The organism is Streptomyces omiyaensis, assembly GCF_014650895.1.
Lineage (GTDB): Bacteria > Actinomycetota > Actinomycetes > Streptomycetales > Streptomycetaceae > Streptomyces > Streptomyces omiyaensis.
In genome coordinates this window covers 182,139-198,912 of the sequence record NZ_BMVV01000005.1, presented here as the reverse complement: position 1 = coordinate 198,912, position 16,774 = coordinate 182,139, and the positions used below count along the sequence as shown (strand labels likewise).

At 72.0% G+C, this 16,774-nt stretch carries 13 protein-coding genes; 8 read left to right on the top strand and 5 right to left on the bottom strand.

Going from position 1 to position 16,774, the window contains the following annotated elements:
• Positions 1-14: 14 nt before the first annotated feature.
• The 8 genes from IE287_RS11040 to IE287_RS11005 all read left to right on the top strand — a co-directional run bounded on the left by IE287_RS11040 (position 15) and on the right by IE287_RS11005 (position 9,627).
• Positions 15-851, top strand: a complete 837-nt coding sequence (locus IE287_RS11040; RefSeq protein ID WP_189848782.1) for an alpha/beta fold hydrolase — start codon at positions 15-17, stop codon at positions 849-851.
• Between the two features lie 104 nt (positions 852-955).
• On the top strand, positions 956-2,041 hold the full coding sequence (locus IE287_RS11035) for an LLM class flavin-dependent oxidoreductase (protein ID WP_189848781.1): 1,086 nt from the start codon (positions 956-958) through the stop codon (positions 2,039-2,041).
• Entirely contained in the window at positions 2,038-2,652 is a 615-nt protein-coding gene (locus tag IE287_RS11030) for an FMN reductase (protein ID WP_189848780.1), read from the top strand. The genes IE287_RS11035 and IE287_RS11030 overlap by 4 nt, the downstream gene beginning before the upstream one ends.
• Before the next feature lie 60 nt (positions 2,653-2,712).
• Positions 2,713-5,544: a helix-turn-helix transcriptional regulator gene (locus IE287_RS11025; protein WP_189848779.1), complete on the top strand. Its 2,832-nt coding sequence runs from the start codon at positions 2,713-2,715 to the stop codon at positions 5,542-5,544.
• Between the two features lie 136 nt (positions 5,545-5,680).
• Positions 5,681-6,928: a PucR family transcriptional regulator gene (locus tag IE287_RS11020; protein ID WP_189848778.1), complete on the top strand. Its 1,248-nt coding sequence runs from the start codon at positions 5,681-5,683 to the stop codon at positions 6,926-6,928.
• A gap of 139 nt (positions 6,929-7,067) precedes the next feature.
• Positions 7,068-7,919: an alpha/beta fold hydrolase gene (locus IE287_RS11015; protein ID WP_229883403.1), complete on the top strand. Its 852-nt coding sequence runs from the start codon at positions 7,068-7,070 to the stop codon at positions 7,917-7,919.
• Positions 7,920-7,960: 41 nt separating this feature from the next.
• A complete protein-coding gene (locus IE287_RS11010; protein ID WP_229883402.1) occupies positions 7,961-8,869 on the top strand; it encodes a helix-turn-helix domain-containing protein in 909 nt (302 codons plus the stop codon).
• A gap of 44 nt (positions 8,870-8,913) precedes the next feature.
• Entirely contained in the window at positions 8,914-9,627 is a 714-nt protein-coding gene (locus tag IE287_RS11005; protein WP_189848775.1) for an alpha/beta fold hydrolase, read from the top strand.
• A 562-nt stretch (positions 9,628-10,189) separates the two neighbouring features.
• Here the strand turns inward: IE287_RS11005 and IE287_RS10995 are convergent.
• The 5 genes from IE287_RS10995 to IE287_RS10975 all read right to left on the bottom strand — a co-directional run bounded on the left by IE287_RS10995 (position 10,190) and on the right by IE287_RS10975 (position 16,714).
• Positions 10,190-10,828 carry a LutC/YkgG family protein gene (locus IE287_RS10995; RefSeq protein ID WP_189848774.1) on the bottom strand — a complete coding sequence of 213 codons (639 nt, stop codon included), beginning with the start codon at positions 10,826-10,828 and terminating at the stop codon, positions 10,190-10,192.
• Positions 10,825-12,249: a LutB/LldF family L-lactate oxidation iron-sulfur protein gene (locus tag IE287_RS10990; protein WP_189848773.1), complete on the bottom strand. Its 1,425-nt coding sequence runs from the start codon at positions 12,247-12,249 to the stop codon at positions 10,825-10,827. Before IE287_RS10990 ends, IE287_RS10995 begins: the two co-directional genes overlap by 4 nt.
• On the bottom strand, positions 12,246-13,001 hold the full coding sequence (locus IE287_RS10985; RefSeq protein ID WP_189848772.1) for a (Fe-S)-binding protein: 756 nt from the start codon (positions 12,999-13,001) through the stop codon (positions 12,246-12,248). The genes IE287_RS10990 and IE287_RS10985 overlap by 4 nt, the downstream gene beginning before the upstream one ends.
• The gene (locus IE287_RS10980; RefSeq protein WP_229883401.1) at positions 13,001-14,500 is read right to left on the bottom strand and encodes a rhamnulokinase; all 1,500 of its coding nucleotides are present in this window, start codon (positions 14,498-14,500) and stop codon (positions 13,001-13,003) included. The genes IE287_RS10985 and IE287_RS10980 overlap by 1 nt, the downstream gene beginning before the upstream one ends.
• 174 nt (positions 14,501-14,674) lie before the next feature.
• Complete coding sequence (locus tag IE287_RS10975; protein ID WP_189848771.1) at positions 14,675-16,714, bottom strand: bifunctional aldolase/short-chain dehydrogenase; 2,040 nt, start codon at positions 16,712-16,714, stop codon at positions 14,675-14,677.
• Positions 16,715-16,774: the final 60 nt, after the last annotated feature.

Below are 16,774 nucleotides of genomic sequence, written 5' to 3'. Positions count from 1 at the left end.
GAGGAAGCACACCCATGCCGTACATCACCGTGGGCCAGGAGAACACCAACCCCGTCGAGCTGTACTTCGAGGACCAGGGAGCCGGGCAGCCCGTCGTCCTCATCCACGGCTTCCCGCTCGACGGCCACTCCTGGGAGCGCCAGAGCGCCGCTCTGCTCGACGCCGGCTACCGGGTGATCACGTACGACCGCCGCGGCTTCGGGCAGTCCTCCCAGCCGACCACCGGCTACGACTACGACACCTTCGCAGCCGACCTGAACACCGTGATGGAGAGCCTCGACCTGAGGAACGCCGTCCTCGTCGGCTTCTCCATGGGCACCGGCGAAGTCGCTCGCTACGTCTCCACGTACGGTTCCGAGCGCGTCGCCAAGGTCGCCTTCCTGGCCTCCCTGGAGCCGTGCCTGCTCAAGAGCGACGACAACCCGGACGGCGTCGCCCCGAAGGAGTTCTTCGACGGCGTCGTCGCCGCCGTCAAGGCCGACCGGTACGCCTACTACACGGCCTTCTTCGAGGACTTCTACAACCTCGACGAGAACCTCGGCACCCGCATCGGCGAGGAGGCCGTCCGCAACAGCTGGAACACCGCCGCCCGCGGCGGCTCCTTCGCCGCCTCCGCCGCTCCGGCCACCTGGTACACCGACTTCCGCGCCGACATCCCCGCCGTCGACGTGCCGGCGCTGATCCTGCACGGCACCGCCGACCGCATCCTGCCCGCCGAGGGCACCGCGCGTCCCTTCCACAAGGCGCTCCCGTCGGCGGACTACGTCGAGATCGAGGGCGCCCCGCACGGTCTGCTGTGGACCCACGCCGAGGAGGTCAACACCGCGCTCCTCGCCTTCCTGGCGAAGTGACGCCCCACCGTTGACCCGCCGGGGTGACGCCGGACCCCCCGGCGTCACCCCGGCCCCCGGTTCTCCGGCGCGGGAACCGGACCAGCCAGGAGAGCAGACACCCCATGCAGTTCGGCATCTTCACCGTCGGGGACGTGACCCCCGACCCCACCACCGGTCGCACCCCGACCGAACACGAGCGCATCAAGGCGATGGTCGCGATCGCGCTCAAGGCCGAGGAGGTCGGCCTTGACGTCTTCGCGACCGGCGAGCACCACAACCCGCCGTTCGTACCGTCGTCACCGACCACCATGCTCGGCTACATCGCCGCCCGCACCGAGAAACTGATCCTGTCCACGTCCACGACGCTGATCACCACCAACGACCCGGTGAAGATCGCCGAGGACTACGCGATGCTCCAGCACCTGGCCGACGGCCGGGTCGACCTCATGCTGGGCCGCGGCAACACCGGTCCCGTCTACCCGTGGTTCGGACAGGACATCCGCCAGGGCATCGACCTCGCCAAGGAGAACTACGCGCTGTTGCGGCGGATGTGGCGCGAGGACGTGGTGGACTGGGAGGGCACGTTCCGTACGCCGCTCCAGGCCTTCACCTCGACACCGCGGCCCCTGGACGGCGTTCCGCCCTTCGTCTGGCACGGCTCCATCAGGTCCCCCGAGATCGCGGAGCAGGCCGCCTTCTACGGCGACGGCTTCTTCCACAACAACATCTTCTGGCCGTCCGACCACACCCGGCGGATGGTGCGGCTGTACCGCCGCCGGTTCGCGCACCACGGTCACGGCCGGCCGGAGGACGCCGTCGTCGGCCTGGGCGGACAGGTCTTCATGCGGAAGAACTCCCAGGACGCCGTACGGGAGTTCCGTCCCTACTTCGACAACGCGCCGGTGTACGGCCACGGACCGTCGCTGGAGGACTTCACCGAGCAGACCCCGCTGACGGTGGGCTCGCCCCAGCAGGTCATCGAGCGGACCCTGTCGTTCCGGGAGACCGTCGGCGACTACCAGCGCCAGCTGTTCCTGATGGACCATGCGGGCCTGCCCCTGAAGACCGTGCTCGAACAGCTCGACATCCTCGGCGAGGAGGTCGTGCCCGTCCTGCGGAGGGAGTTCGCGAAGGGACGTCCGGTCGATGTGCCGGAGGCCCCCGCGCACGCGTCGCTCCGAGCCCTCGGGGAGGTGCCCGCCGCATGAAGCTGACCGTCGTCTCCGCGGGGCTGAGCACCCCCTCCTCCACCCGCCTGCTCGCGGACCGGCTGGCCGGATCGGCCCGCGACGAACTCGCCGCCCGGGGGCACGAGGCGTCGACGGGGGTCGTGGAGCTGCGCGAACTGGCCGGCGACATCGCCAACCACCTCGTGACCGGATTTCCACCCCCGCGACTGAGCGCCGCGATCGACGCCGTGACGGCGGCCGACGGTCTGATCGTCGTGACTCCCGTGTTCGCGGCCTCCTACAGCGGTCTCTTCAAGTCCTTCTTCGACGTGATCGACCCGGACGCCCTCTCCGGGAAGCCGGTCCTGACCGCGGCGACCGGCGGAACCGCCCGCCACTCCCTGGTCCTGGAGCACGCCGTGCGCCCGCTCTTCGCCCATCTCCGCGCCGTCGTCGTCCCCACCGCCGTGTTCGCGGCCTCCGAGGACTGGGGCTCGGGGGGAGACGAGTACACCGACGGCCTGCCCGGCCGCGTCCGCCGCGCCGGCGCCGGGCTTGCCGCGCTCATGGCGGCGCGCCCGGTCGGAGAAGAGCCCGAGGACGACGTCACCGTCCTCGAACGGCAACTCGCCGACCTGCGCTTCGACTGAGACGGGGCCCCGGGCCGGGCGACGCCGGGGTGGTTCACATGGTTCATACTGTTCCGCCGTATGAGCGTGAACCGAGTGACGACAAGGACCGTGCCCGAGGAGTTCGACGGCGTACGGACACCCCTCCGGGGCAGGGACGCCGAACTGGCGTTCGTCGAGGAGCGGCTCGACGCGCTCGGCCGCGGCGAAGGCGGGATCGTCCGCGTAGAGGGCCCCGCCGGAATCGGCAGGTCCAGGATCCTCGCCGAGGCCGCGGCGGCCGCGAGGCGGCGCGGCACGCGGGTGTTCGAGGGGGCGGCGGACCCCGGCGAACAGTTCGCCCCGCTCGGGCCGCTCCTCGAAGGCGTACTCTCCGGCGAGGAACCGCTGTCGGGCGCCCAACGTCTCCGGGACCTCGCCACGACACCCGGCCAGCGGTTCTGGCTGCTTCAGGAGCTGGGGGACCGCCTGCGGGAGGCGGCCCGGAACGGACCCCTGCTCGTCGTCCTCGACGACCTCCAGTGGTGCGACGACCTGACCCTGCTCACCTTCCACACCCTCGCGGCGGGACTCTCGTCGCACCCGATCCTGTGGCTGGTCGCCGTGCACGCCGGCAGCGTGCCGTCCGGGGTGCGCACCACCCTGGACAGGATCCGTCAGGCGGGCGCACACGAGCTGGTCCTCGAAGCGCTGGAGGACCGTGCGATCGCCCGGATCACCGAGGACGTCCTCGGCGCCCCTCCCGACCCGGACGTCCTCCGCCTCGCCCACCGCGCCGAGGGGGTACCCCAGCTGCTGGTCGAGCTGCTCGGCCCGGTGCGCGAGGAGGCGGTGACGATCGAGAACGGCATGGCCGGGCTACCGGCCGGACCCCCCGCCCCACGGCAACTCCCCTCTGTCGCGCGCCGCCTCGACCAGCTGTCCGACGAGGCGCGGGAGCTGGTGCGGACGGCGGCCGCCGTGGGCGGCACGGTCACCGTCGCGCTCCTTGCCGAACTGCTCGGCAGGTCCTCGGCGGCGCTCATCACAGCCGTACGGGAATCCCTCGACGCCGATCTGCTCGCCGAGAGCGGCGATCGCCTCGCCTTCCGCCACGACCTGATCCGCGAGGCGGTGGAAGCCGGCCTCCCCCTGCCCCTGCGCCAGGCCCTGCACCGACAGGCCGCCGGGCTGCCGCCGGGGAGAGCACCGGCTGATGCCGCGGAGGCCGAGAGGCCGGCGCCGGGGGACGCCGCGGAGGCCGACCGGCTGCGCGCCGAAGCGGCGGAACTCGCGGCCACCGCTCCCGGACCCGCCGCAGAGCGCAGCCTCAAGGCCCTGGAACTCACCACGGCGGACGCTCCGGAGCGGCCGCGGATCATCGCCGAGACGATCCCGCTGCTGTGGCAGACGGACCGGGCCGCCCAGGCGCGTGAGCTGGGCGCCTCCGCCCTGGCGGCCGGCGGTCTCGGGCCCGAGGACGAGGCGCGCATACGCCTCGCCCTGGCACGCCTCGCCGTACCGTTCGACTTCTCCGAGGCCGTCCGGCAGGCCCGCGCCGGAGCGGCCCTGCCCGGGATCCCCGCGACCGCGAAGGGGCGACTGCTCGCCGTGCTCGCCGTCGGCCTGTCGATGTCGGGCGAGCACGCGGCGGCCGAACAGGTCGCCGCGGAGGCGTGGGAGACCGCGGCGACAGCGGGGGACCGCACTGCCGAGGCCACCTTGACGACGGTCCGCTCGGCCGTGAGTTTCCACCGCATGGACCTGACGGAGGCGTTCCGGCAGGCCGAGCGGTCCGCCGCGCTGGCCGACGCCCTGGGCGTCACCACCTCGCTGTGGGTTCCGGAGGCCTTGTGGCACGCCCTCCTGTCGAACACGACCGGACGCACCGCGGAGGCGCTCGCCGTCACGGAGGAGGGCATCCGGATCACCGGGGAGCAGGGCCGGACCGCCGCCACCCGCATGTGGCTCATGACCCGCTCCCGCGTCCTTCTGGAAGCCGGACGGCTGGCGGACGCCCGGGCCGACTGCGAAGCCGCGTCCGCGCCCGACGATCCCGGCCCGGGCAACCTCGCCGACGTCACGCTCCGGTACGTGATGCTGCGCGTCGCGCTCCACACCGGCGACCGGCGGACCGCACAGGCGTACGCGGCGGAGGCGAGGCGCATGCGGAGCGACGGCGCACCCGTCGTCCGGCACTTCGGCTCCTGGATGCTGGCGCTGATGGCCGACTTCGAAGGCCGGCCCGACCGTGCCATGGCCGAACTCGACGGGGTGATGACGTCACCCGCCGAGGACCGGCCCGCCTACGCCGGCCTGATCGACCCCGCCGACGCCCCGGTGCTCGTCCGTCTGGCGCTGAGGGCGGGCGCGCTCGAACGGGCCGCGCAGGCGGTCGCCCAGGCCGAGCGGCGAGCCGCACTCAATCCCGACCTCACGTTCCTCGCCGCCACCGCCGCGCACGCCCGGGGGCTCCTCGACAACGACCTCGCCCCTCTCGTACGCGCCGTCCGGCTGTACGAGGACTGCCCCCGGGAGCTGGCCCGGGCGTCGGCACTGGAGGACGCCGGACGCAAGCTGGCGGCCACCCGCAAGCCCGAAGCGGTGCCGTACTTCGAGACGGCCCTCGCGCTCTACGCGCGCGCGGGCGCCGAACGGGACGTCGCACGGGCGCGCCGGCGCCTGCGGGCCGCCGGTGTCCGCAAGCGGCCCTCGTCGGCCCGACTCGACGGTGCATGGCCCGAGTTGACGCCGGCGGAGGCACGGGTGGTACGGCTCGTGGCCCGGGGGCTGACCAACCAACAGGTGGCCGAGCAGCTCTCCCTCTCACCGCACACGGTGAGTTCGCACCTGCGCCGGGCCTTCACCAAACTGGACGTCACCTCGCGCGCGGAGCTGACCCGGCTGGTGAAGCATCGCGACAGCGGAGAGTAGTCGCTTCGTATCCCACGTGGGCGTCATGGCAATGGACGATTCGTGCGATGTGCCGACGTCGTCGTTTCCTCAGACTGATCAAGAACCGCGGAATGGAGAAGTCCGCGGGGACAGTTGATCGAGAGAGGAACAGCGCATGACCGTAAGGCTCCAGCGAGCCCGCCCCGGCAGCCCCGAGCTCCAGGCCCTCGTCGACGAGCTCGCGGAGCGGCTCGGCCGGTCCGTAGCCGTCGACGACCCGCTGGTCCGCATGGTCTGCACGAGCCGCCACTTCGGGGACGAGGACCCGGTGCGCATCGGCACCCTGCTGCAGGGCCGCGCCGACAACGCGGCCATCCGCTACGTCCTCGCCCAGGGCGTGACCCAGTGGTCGAGGCCCGGTTTCATCGACGGCCGTGACGATCTCGGACTGCTGCCCCGGTACGTCGTGCCGCTGCGCGAGCGCGGGCACCTCCTCGGGCTGCTCGTGGTGGTCGTGCCCGAGAAGGCACTGGGGGAGCAGGAGACGACGGCCATCGCCCGGGCCGCGGACGCCATGTCGGCCCAGATGCACGGAGAGCAGATCGCCGCCGACACCCGGAGGGCCGACGAGCGGGACCTGGCCCTCGAACTCGTCGGCGCCGACGTCGCCGCACGCACCACCGCGCGTCGGCGCGGCAAGGAAATGGGGCTGCTCGGCGCGGCGGAGCACGTACTGGTCACCGTCGTCCAGCTGAGCTGCGGGACGGAGCTCGTGCGGCATTCCGAGGCAGCCCTGTGGGCGGCGTTGGAGGGCTACCGGCAGACGCGCTCCGCCCAGGGCCTCATCGCGATCGGCAAGGAGCGGGCGATACTGCTCCAGCTCCGCGACCGGCCGCCGCACCCGGACGAGGTCTCCGCCCAGTCCGCCCGCATCCTCGGTGAACTCCGTACCTTCCTGGCCCCGTCGGCGGAACCCGTGATCGGCGTCGGTGGCCGGCACGCCCGCCTGGACGACGCGTGGACGTCGTACGAGCAGGCGCTCGTGGCGGCCCGCGCGGCCCGCCGACTGCCCTCCCTGAAGAGCACCGGTGACTGGGAACTCCTCGGGGAGCTCGCCGTGCTGCTCCAGCTCCCCGAGCACGCCCTGAACGCGTCGCTGGTCCCGAAGCCGCTCCGCACCCTGACCGAGGCTCACGGCGGCGACCGCCTGCGGGACACCCTGCGCTGCTTCCTCGAACACGCCGGGTCGATCCCCAAGACCGCGGAGACGCTGGGCATCCACCGCACCTCGCTGTACTACCGCCTGCGCCAGATCCAGGAGATCACCGGACTCGACCTCGACGACGGCGCCCACCGGCTCACTCTGCACCTCGGCCTCCGGGTCGGGGAACTCCTCGAACCCGGCGCCGTCGGAGCCGTCTGACCCCGGACTCGCTTTCGACAAAGCGAGGAGGATCCACGGCCCGATTCCTACAGCTCGCGGTGGTGCGGGCGGCGGGCCCCATTTGATGATGTTCGAGACGGGCGGGGACGACGTACCGCCTCTGACCAGGGAAGAGGACATGAAGGAACTGATCACGACGGACGGCGCACGGCTCGCGTACCAGGACACCGGCGGCGGGGGTGTCCCGCTGGTGATGCTGCACGGCTGGGGGCAGACGCAGGCGATGTTCCGTCACCAGATCGAGGGTCTTGCGCCCGGTCGGCGCGTCGTCACCGTCGACCTGCGTGGCCACGGAAAGTCCGGAAAGCCGCGTCACGGCTACCGCATCGCCCGGCTCTCCCGCGACGTGCTCGAACTCGTCGACCATCTCGGTCTCGACCGCTTCGACGCACTGGGCTGGTCCATGGGCGTCTCGGTGTGGTGGAGCTTCGTCGACCAGCACGGAACCGGACGGATCCGGCGCTTCGTCGCCGTCGACCAGCCCGCGGCGGTGGCCGCCGTGCCCTGGATGACCGAGCGGGATCAGCGGGACGCCGGCGCCATCTTCGACGTGTCGGGGCTGCTGTACCTGGGCGCGGCCCTCGCGGGTCCCGAGGGCGACACGGTCCTCGCCGACTTCGTGCGCGGCATGTTCTCCGGTGAGCCCGACCCCGAGGTGCTGGCGTTCGTCGCCGAGGAGATCAGGTCGACACCCGCCCACGCGAGCGTGCCGCTGCTGTTCGACCACTGCGCGCAGGACTGGCGGGACGTGCTCCCCCGGATCGATGTGCCGACCCTGGTGATCGGCTGCGAGGGAAGCCACGTGCACCCCGATTCGCAGCGCTTCGTCGCCGAGCGGATTCCCGGCGCACGCCTGCACGTCTTCGCCCCCGACGTGGCGAGCTCGCACTTCCCCTTCCTGGAGAACCCGCCGGCCTTCAACGCCGTGGTGGAGAAGTTCCTGGCCGAGGAGCCGGCGAGAGGGGCGTGACCCCGCCCTCCGCCTGCACGAACCCACGGCTAGGAATCACCATGACCCTCACACTCATGTCACGTGCGCCCGAACGGGTGCCCCGGCAGGCGACGGCGCCGACCTCGCCCTCCTCCCGCTCGGGGCGGCTGGTCCAGATGCTCTCCGAGATGCCCGACACGAACGACCGGAACCACATCTACCTCGGCGTCCACGTCCGTGGGCCCGTCACCGTCGTCCACGAGCGTGCCGAGACCCCGCTGGAGCCGAACGACCTGGTCTTCTGCGACCCGGCCCGACGGCACCTGCTGCGGTTCGGCGAGGACTGTCAGATGATCTTCTTCCGGGTTCCCCGCTGCCATCTGGGCGCCTCGGAGCCGGAACTGGACCAGGTGCTCGGCGTCCCCGTACGCGGCGGGGAGGGCATCGGGGCGCTGGCGTCCGACTTCCTGACCGCGCTCGCCGCCAAGGCGGAGTTCCGCAGGTCGACGATCGGGGACCGGCGTGCCCGCACGGCCGTGCGCCTCCTCTCCGTCCTGGTCATGGAGCTCCTCGAAGCGGACACGACGGACGCGGCCGACGACGCGTCCGGGGCCGTCAACGAGATGCTGTCCCGTATCCACGCCCACATCGAAGAGCACCTGAGGGACCCGGACCTCTCACCGGAGTCGATCGCACGCGCCCACCACATCTCCGTCCGCTACCTGCAGAAGCTGTTCCAGAACGACGGCACCACGGTGAGCCAGTGGGTGCGGCAGCGCAGGCTCGAGTCCTGCCGGTTCGAACTGGGCCGCTCCACCCGGAGAATCACGATGGCAGCGATGGCACACCGCTGGGGCTTCAGCAGCCCCTCGCACTTCAGCCGCACGTTCCGCGGGGCCTACGGCATGAGCCCCAGCGAATGGCAGGCCCTCGCGACCTCGGCCTTCGCTCCGATGACCGCCGACGCCCAGGACGAGCGACGGCGCTGAGACGCGTGCGCTCCGTCATGCCCGACACCGAGAAGAGAACTCGCATGCCCCACCCCACCGTCGTCCTCGTGCACGGTGCCTTCGCCGACGCGACCGGCTGGATAGGCGTCATCGCTGAACTGCGGAGCAGCGGTATCCCGGTGATCGCCCCGCCGAACCCGCTCCGGGGCCTGGCATCGGACGCCGCCTACCTCGCCTCCGTCCTGACGCAGGTCGAGGGTCCGGCCGTACTCGTCGGCCACGCGTACGGTGGTGCGCTGATCACCGTGGCCGGCGCCGCGGAGAACGTCGTGGGGCTCGTCTACGTGGCCGCCTATGTGCCCGACGAGGGCGAGAGCCTCGGCCGGCTCCAGGAGAGCTTCCCCGGTCCTCCGCTGACGGACAGCCTGAAGGAGTGGACCTACCCGCTCCACGACGGCGCCCAGGCGGTCGAGGTCACCATCGAGGAGACGGCATTTCCCTCCGTCTTCGCGGCGGACGTGCCCGGGGACGTCGCCGGCGTACTGGCGGTGGCCCAACGCCCACTCGCCACAGCCGCGTTCACCGAGACCGCGTCCGTGGCGGCATGGCGGACGAAACCGTCCTGGGTCCTGGTGGCCGGGGCCGACCGCACGATCAGCCCCGAGGTCCAGCGCTTCGGCGCCGCACGGGCCGGCGCCGTCGTCGTCGAACTCCCGGACGCCTCGCACGCCGTCGCCCTCTCCGAGCCGAGGAGGGTCGCCGACCTGATCAAGGCCGCGGTACGGGCGACGAGCTGACCGACCAAGCCGGGAAGGGGAGTTGTGTACGGGAAGAAGTCCTTCGGTGCCGTTCTGCGTGGCCTGCGGCAGCGAGGCCGTCTCACGATGGAGGAGCTGGCCGAGGCGTCGGGTGCGAGTGTCCGGGCCATCGGCGAGATGGAGCGGGGCGCAGTCTGGTTCCGCAGCGGCGCACGGTGGTGGCGCCGGCGGAGGGCCTCGGTCTCACGGACGACGAGTGGGAGGCGCTGCTGACCACGGCGCGGGCCGCGCGTCCGACGCGCGCGGTCGCGGTGGCGGGCACGGTCGTGCCGCCGCCGTCGGTGGGGACTTCACGGGGCGCGAACCGGAGCCGGCGCTCCTGCGGGAAGCCGCGGAACGGACCCCGGCAGGGGGAGAGGTGTCGGTATGGGTCGTCCCGGGTCCTCCAGGGTGCGGGAAGACGACGCCGGCGCTGAAGACGGCGGCGGATTCCCCGACGACTACCTCGTCTGCAACCCCTACGCCTGACCGTTCGCACCTCAGCCTGGCGGCCCGCTGGGAGCAGGCCGCGGACGCCCCACGCTGAGGTTCCGTCGTCTCGTCAGCGGGTGACGATCACAACATCGAGCCGCCTTGGCCCGTGCACGCCTTCGACGCGGTCGAGTTCGATGTCGCTCGTTGCGGAGGGGCCGGAGATCCAGGTCTGAGGGCGGGTCGGGTCCAGGCGCGGCAGGGCTTGGGGGACGGAGCCGACGACCTGGTCCTTGGCGCGCACGACGCAGATGTGCAGGTCGGGGACGAGGGTGAGGGCACGGCGGCCTTGGCCGGGGCCGCCGTCCAGGACGATCGTGCCGGTTTCGGCGATGGCGAGGGCGCAGCTGGTGACCACGGCGTGCGTGGTGTCCAGCTCGTGCGGCGTGAGGAGGGAATCCGCGTCGTGGTGCTGCCGGGCCGTCGTCTCGGACAGCCATGCGATGGGCAGACCGGGGGGCACGGCGATGGTCTGGGCACCGTGCCGGTCGAGGAGTTTTGCCACCAGAGCGGGAAGGTCGGTCTCCGTGGTCCGGTGGACGTTCGCGCGGTAGTCGGCGAGGTTCTCGTGCAGGAGGTCCAGGATCACGGCCTCGTCGTCGGCGGTGTGGGCGGTGAGGTAGTCGCGTGCCGGTTCCGGAGAGGGCGGGGCGTCGAGGAGCGCCTGGCGGATGCGCCCCAGGACGCGTGCGCGGGAGTTCTGCTTCACGTGCGGTTCTTCTTCCACCAGTCGCGGAACGGTTCGGCGGGCAGTTCGGGCAGGTCACGGCTCTCGGTCCACTGGCGGGCGCCGGGGCCGGGCAGCTTCCTCGGGTGCAGGGCCCGGGTCTTCGAAGCAGCGCGCTCGCCGGCCGCGAGGACCCCAGGGTGGTCGAGGACCCACCCGGCGGCTTTCATCGCAACCTTTTCGAGGCGGTGCCCCTTCCCGCCCTGGCCGGCGACCTTCTCGCGGAGGTGGACGAGGACTTCGGGGATGTCGATGGCGACGGGGCAGACGTCGTAGCAGGCGCCGCAGAGGGAGGAGGCGTAGGGGAGGGAGGCGTCGACCTCGCTGGTGGTGCCGCGCAGTTGGGGGGTGAGGATCGCGCCGATGGGGCCGGGGTAGACGGAGCCGTAGGCGTGCCCGCCGGCCCGCTCGTAGACCGGGCAGACGTTGAGGCAGGCGGAGCAGCGGATGCAGCGCAGGGCCTGCCGGCCGACCTCGTCGGCGAGGGCGTCGGTGCGGCCGTTGTCGAGGAGCACCAGGTGGAAGGCGCTCGGGCCGTCCCCGTCCGTCGTTCCGGTCCAGGTGCTGGTGTACGGGTTCATGCGTTCGGCGGTGGAGGAGCGGGGGAGGGTCTGGAGGAAGACCTCCAGGTCCCGCCAGGTGGGCACCACCTTCTCGATGCCGACGACCGAGATCAGCGTCTCGGGAAGGGTGAGGCACATCCGCCCGTTGCCCTCCGACTCCACCACCACCAGGGTGCCGGTCTCGGCGACCATGAAGTTCGCGCCGGAGATCCCGACCTTGGCGCGCAGGAACTTCTCCCGCAGGTGCAGCCGGGCTGCCTCCGCCAGTTCCACCGGGCTGTCGGTCAGGTCGTCGGGTGCCTCTCGGCCCCACTTCCCCATCTCGGACGTGAAGATGTCACGGATCTCGCCCCGGTTGCGGTGGATCGCGGGGACCAGGATGTGCGAGGGCCGGTCCTCGCCGAGCTGCACGATCAGCTCGGCCAGGTCGGTCTCGTAGGCCCGGATCCCCTCGGCCTCCAGGTGCTCGTTGAGGCCGATCTCCTGGGTGGCCATCGACTTGACCTTGACGACCTCGCTCTCGCCGGTGGCCTTCACGAGGTCCGTGACGATCTGGTTGGCCTCGGCCGCGTCCGCCGCCCAGTGCACCGTGCCGCCCGCCGCCGTCACCGCCTCCTCCAGCTGCACGAGGTAGGTGTCCAGGCTGTGCAGGGTCTCGGTCTTGATCTGCTTGCCCGCCTCGCGGAGCTCCGCCCAGTCGGCCAGCTCGGCCACGGCGACCGCCCGCTTGTCGCGGATGGTGTGGGTGGCGTGGCGCAGGTTCGCGCGCAGGGTGGTGTCGCGTACGGCCTCGTGTGCGGCCTTCGGGAAGGCCGGCATGCCGATGAAGGTCCCGCTCATGCGAAGGGCTCCTCTTCCGTGCTCGCGAGGATCTCCGCGAGGTGCAGGGCTCGCTGCGGGGCGTCCTGGCGGCGCAGCATCCCGCCGAGGTGCATCAGGCAGGAGTTGTCGGCGCCGCACAGGACCTCGGCACCGGTGGACAGGGAGTGGTGAATCTTGTCGGCGCCCATGGCGGTCGACACATCGGGGTTCTTCACGGCGAAGGTGCCGCCGAAGCCGCAGCACTCTTCCGCCCCCGGCAGCTCGACGAGTTCCAGGCCCTTCACCGCCTCCAGGAGTCGGCGCGGGCGCTCGCCCAGGCCGAGCATCCGCAGCCCGTGACAGGACGGGTGGTACGTGACCTTGTGCGGGAAGTACGCGCCGACATCTGTCACGCCCAGCACGTCGACGAGGAACTCCGTCAGTTCGTATGTCCGGGGAACCAGGGAGTCCGACGCCTGCGCGAGGGTGTCACCGCGTCCTTCGGCCCGGGCCTTGCTGCCGATCCGCGGGTAGTTGTCGCGGATCATGGCGACGCAGGAGCCGGACGGGGTGACGACGTGGTCGTAGCCCTCGAAGGCCCGGGCCATGCGGTGGACCAGCGGTTCGGTCTCCCGTCGGTAGCCGGTGTTGAACTGGGGCTGACCGCAGCAGGTCTGCGCCGCCGGGAAGTCCACGGCGACACCGAGGCGTTCGAGAAGCCGGACGGTCGCGACGGCCGTCGAGGGGTGGAGCGCGTCGTTGACGCAGGTGGCGAAGAGGGCGACACGCATCAGGGGTTCCTCGGGGCGGGGGCGAGTCGGGCGGCGGCCGCGTCCCAGGCGGCGGCGTCGCCCTGGGGGGTGTAGTGCCGCAGGTGCTGGGTGGAGGCGATCAGGCGGCGCATGTCGGCGAGGTCGCCGACCAGGCCGGCGGCGCGGGCCTGGACGAGGATGTTGCCCAGCGCGGTGGCCTCGGTGGGGCCGGCGACGACGGGCAGGCCGGTGGCGTCGGCGGTGAGTTGGCAGAGCAGGTCGTTGCGCGATCCGCCGCCGACGAGGTGGACGCGGGTGATGTCCCGGCCGGAGAGCTCGGCGGCCTGCCGCAAGGTGCGGCGGTGGGCGAGCGCCAGGCTTTCCAGGATGCAGCGCACCACCGCGCCCTGGCTGCCGGGAGAACGCTGCCCGGTGCGGGCGCAGTAGTTCCGGATGCGGGCCGGCATGTCGCCGGGAGCGAGGAACTCCGGGGCGTCCGGGTCGACGATCGAGGCGAAGGGCTCGGCGCGGGCCGCATCGGCGAGGAGTGTGGGGATGTGCGTGGGGAGTTTCTCCTTCTCCCAGGTGCGCCGGCACTCCTCCAGGAGCCACATGCCCATGATGTTGCGCAGGTAGCGGATCGTGCCGTCGATGCCGCGCTCATTGGTGAAGTTCGCCGCCCGGGATTCCTCACTCAGCACCGGCGCGTCCAGTTCGAGCCCGGCCAGCGACCAGGTTCCGCAGGAGATGTACGCGAAGTCGGGCTCCGTCGCGGGCACGGCGACGACGGCGGAGGCGGTGTCGTGTGAGGCGACCGTCGTCACCGGGGTGCGCGGGTCGAGACCGGTGTACGCGGCGACGTGCGGGAGCAGGGTGCCGGCGGGGTCACCGGGGGCGCGGAGCGGCGGGAAAAGACCAGGATCGAGAGAGAGCCGGTTCAGAAGGTCCTTGGACCAGGTGCCGGTACGGGCGTCGAAAAGACCTGTGGTGGAGGCGTTGGTCTCCTCGGCTCCGACAGAGCCGGTGAGCCAGTGGATCAGCAGGTCCGGGACGAGGAGCAGGGTGCGGGCGGCATCGTGCTGGGCGGTGTCCGCGCTCGCGGCGAGCTGGAAGACCGTGTTGAACGGCAGGTGCTGCAGTCCTGTGATGCCGTAGAGCTCCTCGGCGCCGACTTCGGCCCAGACGTGAGCGGCGGCGCCGTCGGTCCGGCCGTCGCGGTAGTGGAACGGATGGCCGAGCAGGGCCCCGTCCGCGTCGAGGAGCCCGTAGTCCACGGCCCAGGTGTCGACGCCGACGGAGGCGACGCCCCCGGAGCGGGCGGCTTCACGCAGTCCGTCGAGGGTGCCCTGGAAGAGGGCCAGGACATCCCAGCGCAGGCCGTCCGGCAGCCGCACGGGTGTGTGGGGGAAGCGGTGGACCTCGGTGAGGTCGAGGTTGTCCGGGCCCACGCGGCCGACGATCACCCGTCCGCTGGTGGCGCCGAGATCGACCGCGGCGAACGCGGACGCGAAGGCGGAGGACGGTGGAGTGGTGGTCACGTGGATACCTCTGTGCTACGGGCGGGGCGTCAGGGAAGGACAGGGAAAGGGCGGACCGGCGGCGCCTGGGGCGCGGTGTCAGGGCCGGTTCCCGTACGGCTTCGTGCCGCCGGTCCGCGGGTGCGCCTGGGGCGGGTGCGTCAGTCACCTGCCCCAGGCGCGGTCGAGGGGCCTTCAGCGCAGGAAGGCGGCGGCGACACCGGCGTCGACGGGGACGTGGAGGCCGGTGGTGTGGGTGAGGTCGCCGCCGGTGAGGGCGAAGACCGCGTTGGCGACGTGTTCGGGGAGCACCTCGCGCTTGAGGAGGGTGCGCTGGGCGTAGAACTCGCCGAGCTTTTCCTCCTCGATGCCGTAGGTGGCGGCGCGCTGGGCGCCCCAGCCGGCGGCGAAGATCCCGGATCCGCGCACCACGCCGTCGGGGTTGACGCCGTTGACGCGGATGCCGTGCTCGCCGAGCTCGGCGGCGAGCAGCCGCACCTGGTGGGCCTGGTCGGCCTTGGTGGCGGAGTAGGCGATGTTGTTCGGACCGGCGAAGACCGCGTTCTTCGACGCGATGTAGACGATGTCGCCACCGAGGCCCTGTTCGATCATGATGCTCGCGGCCTCGCGGGAGACCAGGAAGGAGCCGCGGGCCATGATGTCGTGCTGGAGGTCCCAGTCCTTGGCGGTCGTCTCCAGCAGGGGCTTGGAGATGGAGATGCCGGCGTTGTTGACGACGAGGTCGACGCCACCGAAGGCGAGGACGGCCTCGCGGAACGCGGCGCTGATCTGCTCCTCGGAGGTCACGTCCACCGTGACCGCCACCGCCTTGTCGGGCCCGCCCAGCTCCTCGGCGACCGAGGCGGCGTTGTCGCCGTTCAGGTCCGCGACGACGACGCAGGCGCCCTCCGCGACCAGCCGCTGTGCGATGGCCTTGCCGATGCCCGAGCCCGCGCCCGTCACCAGCGCCACGCGGGTGGCGAGGGGCTTCGGCTCCGGCATCCGCCGCAGCTTGGCCTCCTCCAGCTCCCAGTACTCGATGCGGAACTTCTCCGCCTCCTTGATGGGGGCGTACGACGACACCGCCTCGGCGCCGCGCATCACGTTGATGGCGTTGACGTAGAACTCGCCCGCTACCCGCGCGGTCTGCTTGTCCTTGCCGAAGGAGAACATCCCGACGCCGGGGACCAGGACGATCGCCGGGTCCGCGCCGCGCATGGCCGGCGAGTCGGCGGTGGCGTGGCGGGCGTAGTAGGCGGCGTACTCCTGCCGGTACTCGACGTGCAGTGCCTTGAGCCGGGCCACGGCCTCCTCCAGCGGGGCCGTCGGCGGCAGGTCCAGGACGAGGGGGCGGACCTTGGTGCGCAGGAAGTGGTCGGGGCAGGAGGTGCCCAGGGCCGCCAGACGCGGATGCCGGTCGTGGGCGAGGAAGTCCAGGACGGTCTCGGAGTCGGTGAAGTGCCCGACCTGGGGACGGTCCTGGGAGGCCAGGGCGCGGATCACCGGGGCGAGCGCGGCGGCCCGCTCGCGGCGTTCGGCCTCGTCCAGCGCCGCGTAGCCGTCCAGCGGGGCGCCGAACGGCTGCTCCTTACCCCGCTCGGCGAGGAACGTCTCCGCCGTGCGGATCATCCACAGCGCGTTGGTCTCGCACTCCTCGGAGGTGGCGCCCCAGGCGGTGATGCCGTGCCCGCCGAGCACCACGCCGACGGCCTCGGGGTGGGCTTCCTTGATCGCCGCTATGTCCAGGCCGAGCTGGAAGCCGGGCCGCCGCCACGGCACCCAGGCCACCTTGCCGCCGTAGCACTCCGCCGTCAGCTTCTCCCCGTCGGCGGCGCAGGCCAGCGCGATGCCCGAGTCCGGGTGCAGGTGGTCCACGTGCGCGGCGTCCACCAGGCCGTGCATGGCGGTGTCGATGGACGGAGCGGCCCCGCCCTTGCCGTGGAGGCAGTAGTCGAACGCGGCGACCATCTCGTCCTCGTGCTCGACGCCCGGGTACACGTCCTTCAGGGCCCGCAGCCGGTCGAGCCGCAGGACGGCGAGGCCGTCCTCGGCGAGGGTGCCGAGGTCGCCCCCGGAGCCCTTCACCCACATCAGCTCCGTGTCGGAGCCGGTGACAGGGTCGGTGACGGAGCCCTTGGCGGAGGCGTTGCCGCCGGCGTAGTTGGTGTTGCGGGGGTCGGAGCCCAGCCGGTGTGCGCGGCCGAGGAGGGCGGCGACTTCGGGATGCGTGGCCATGGGAGATCGGTCCTTCGGTGTGCAGCGTGCGGAGGAGGAAGTGAGGGGCGCCTGCGCGGC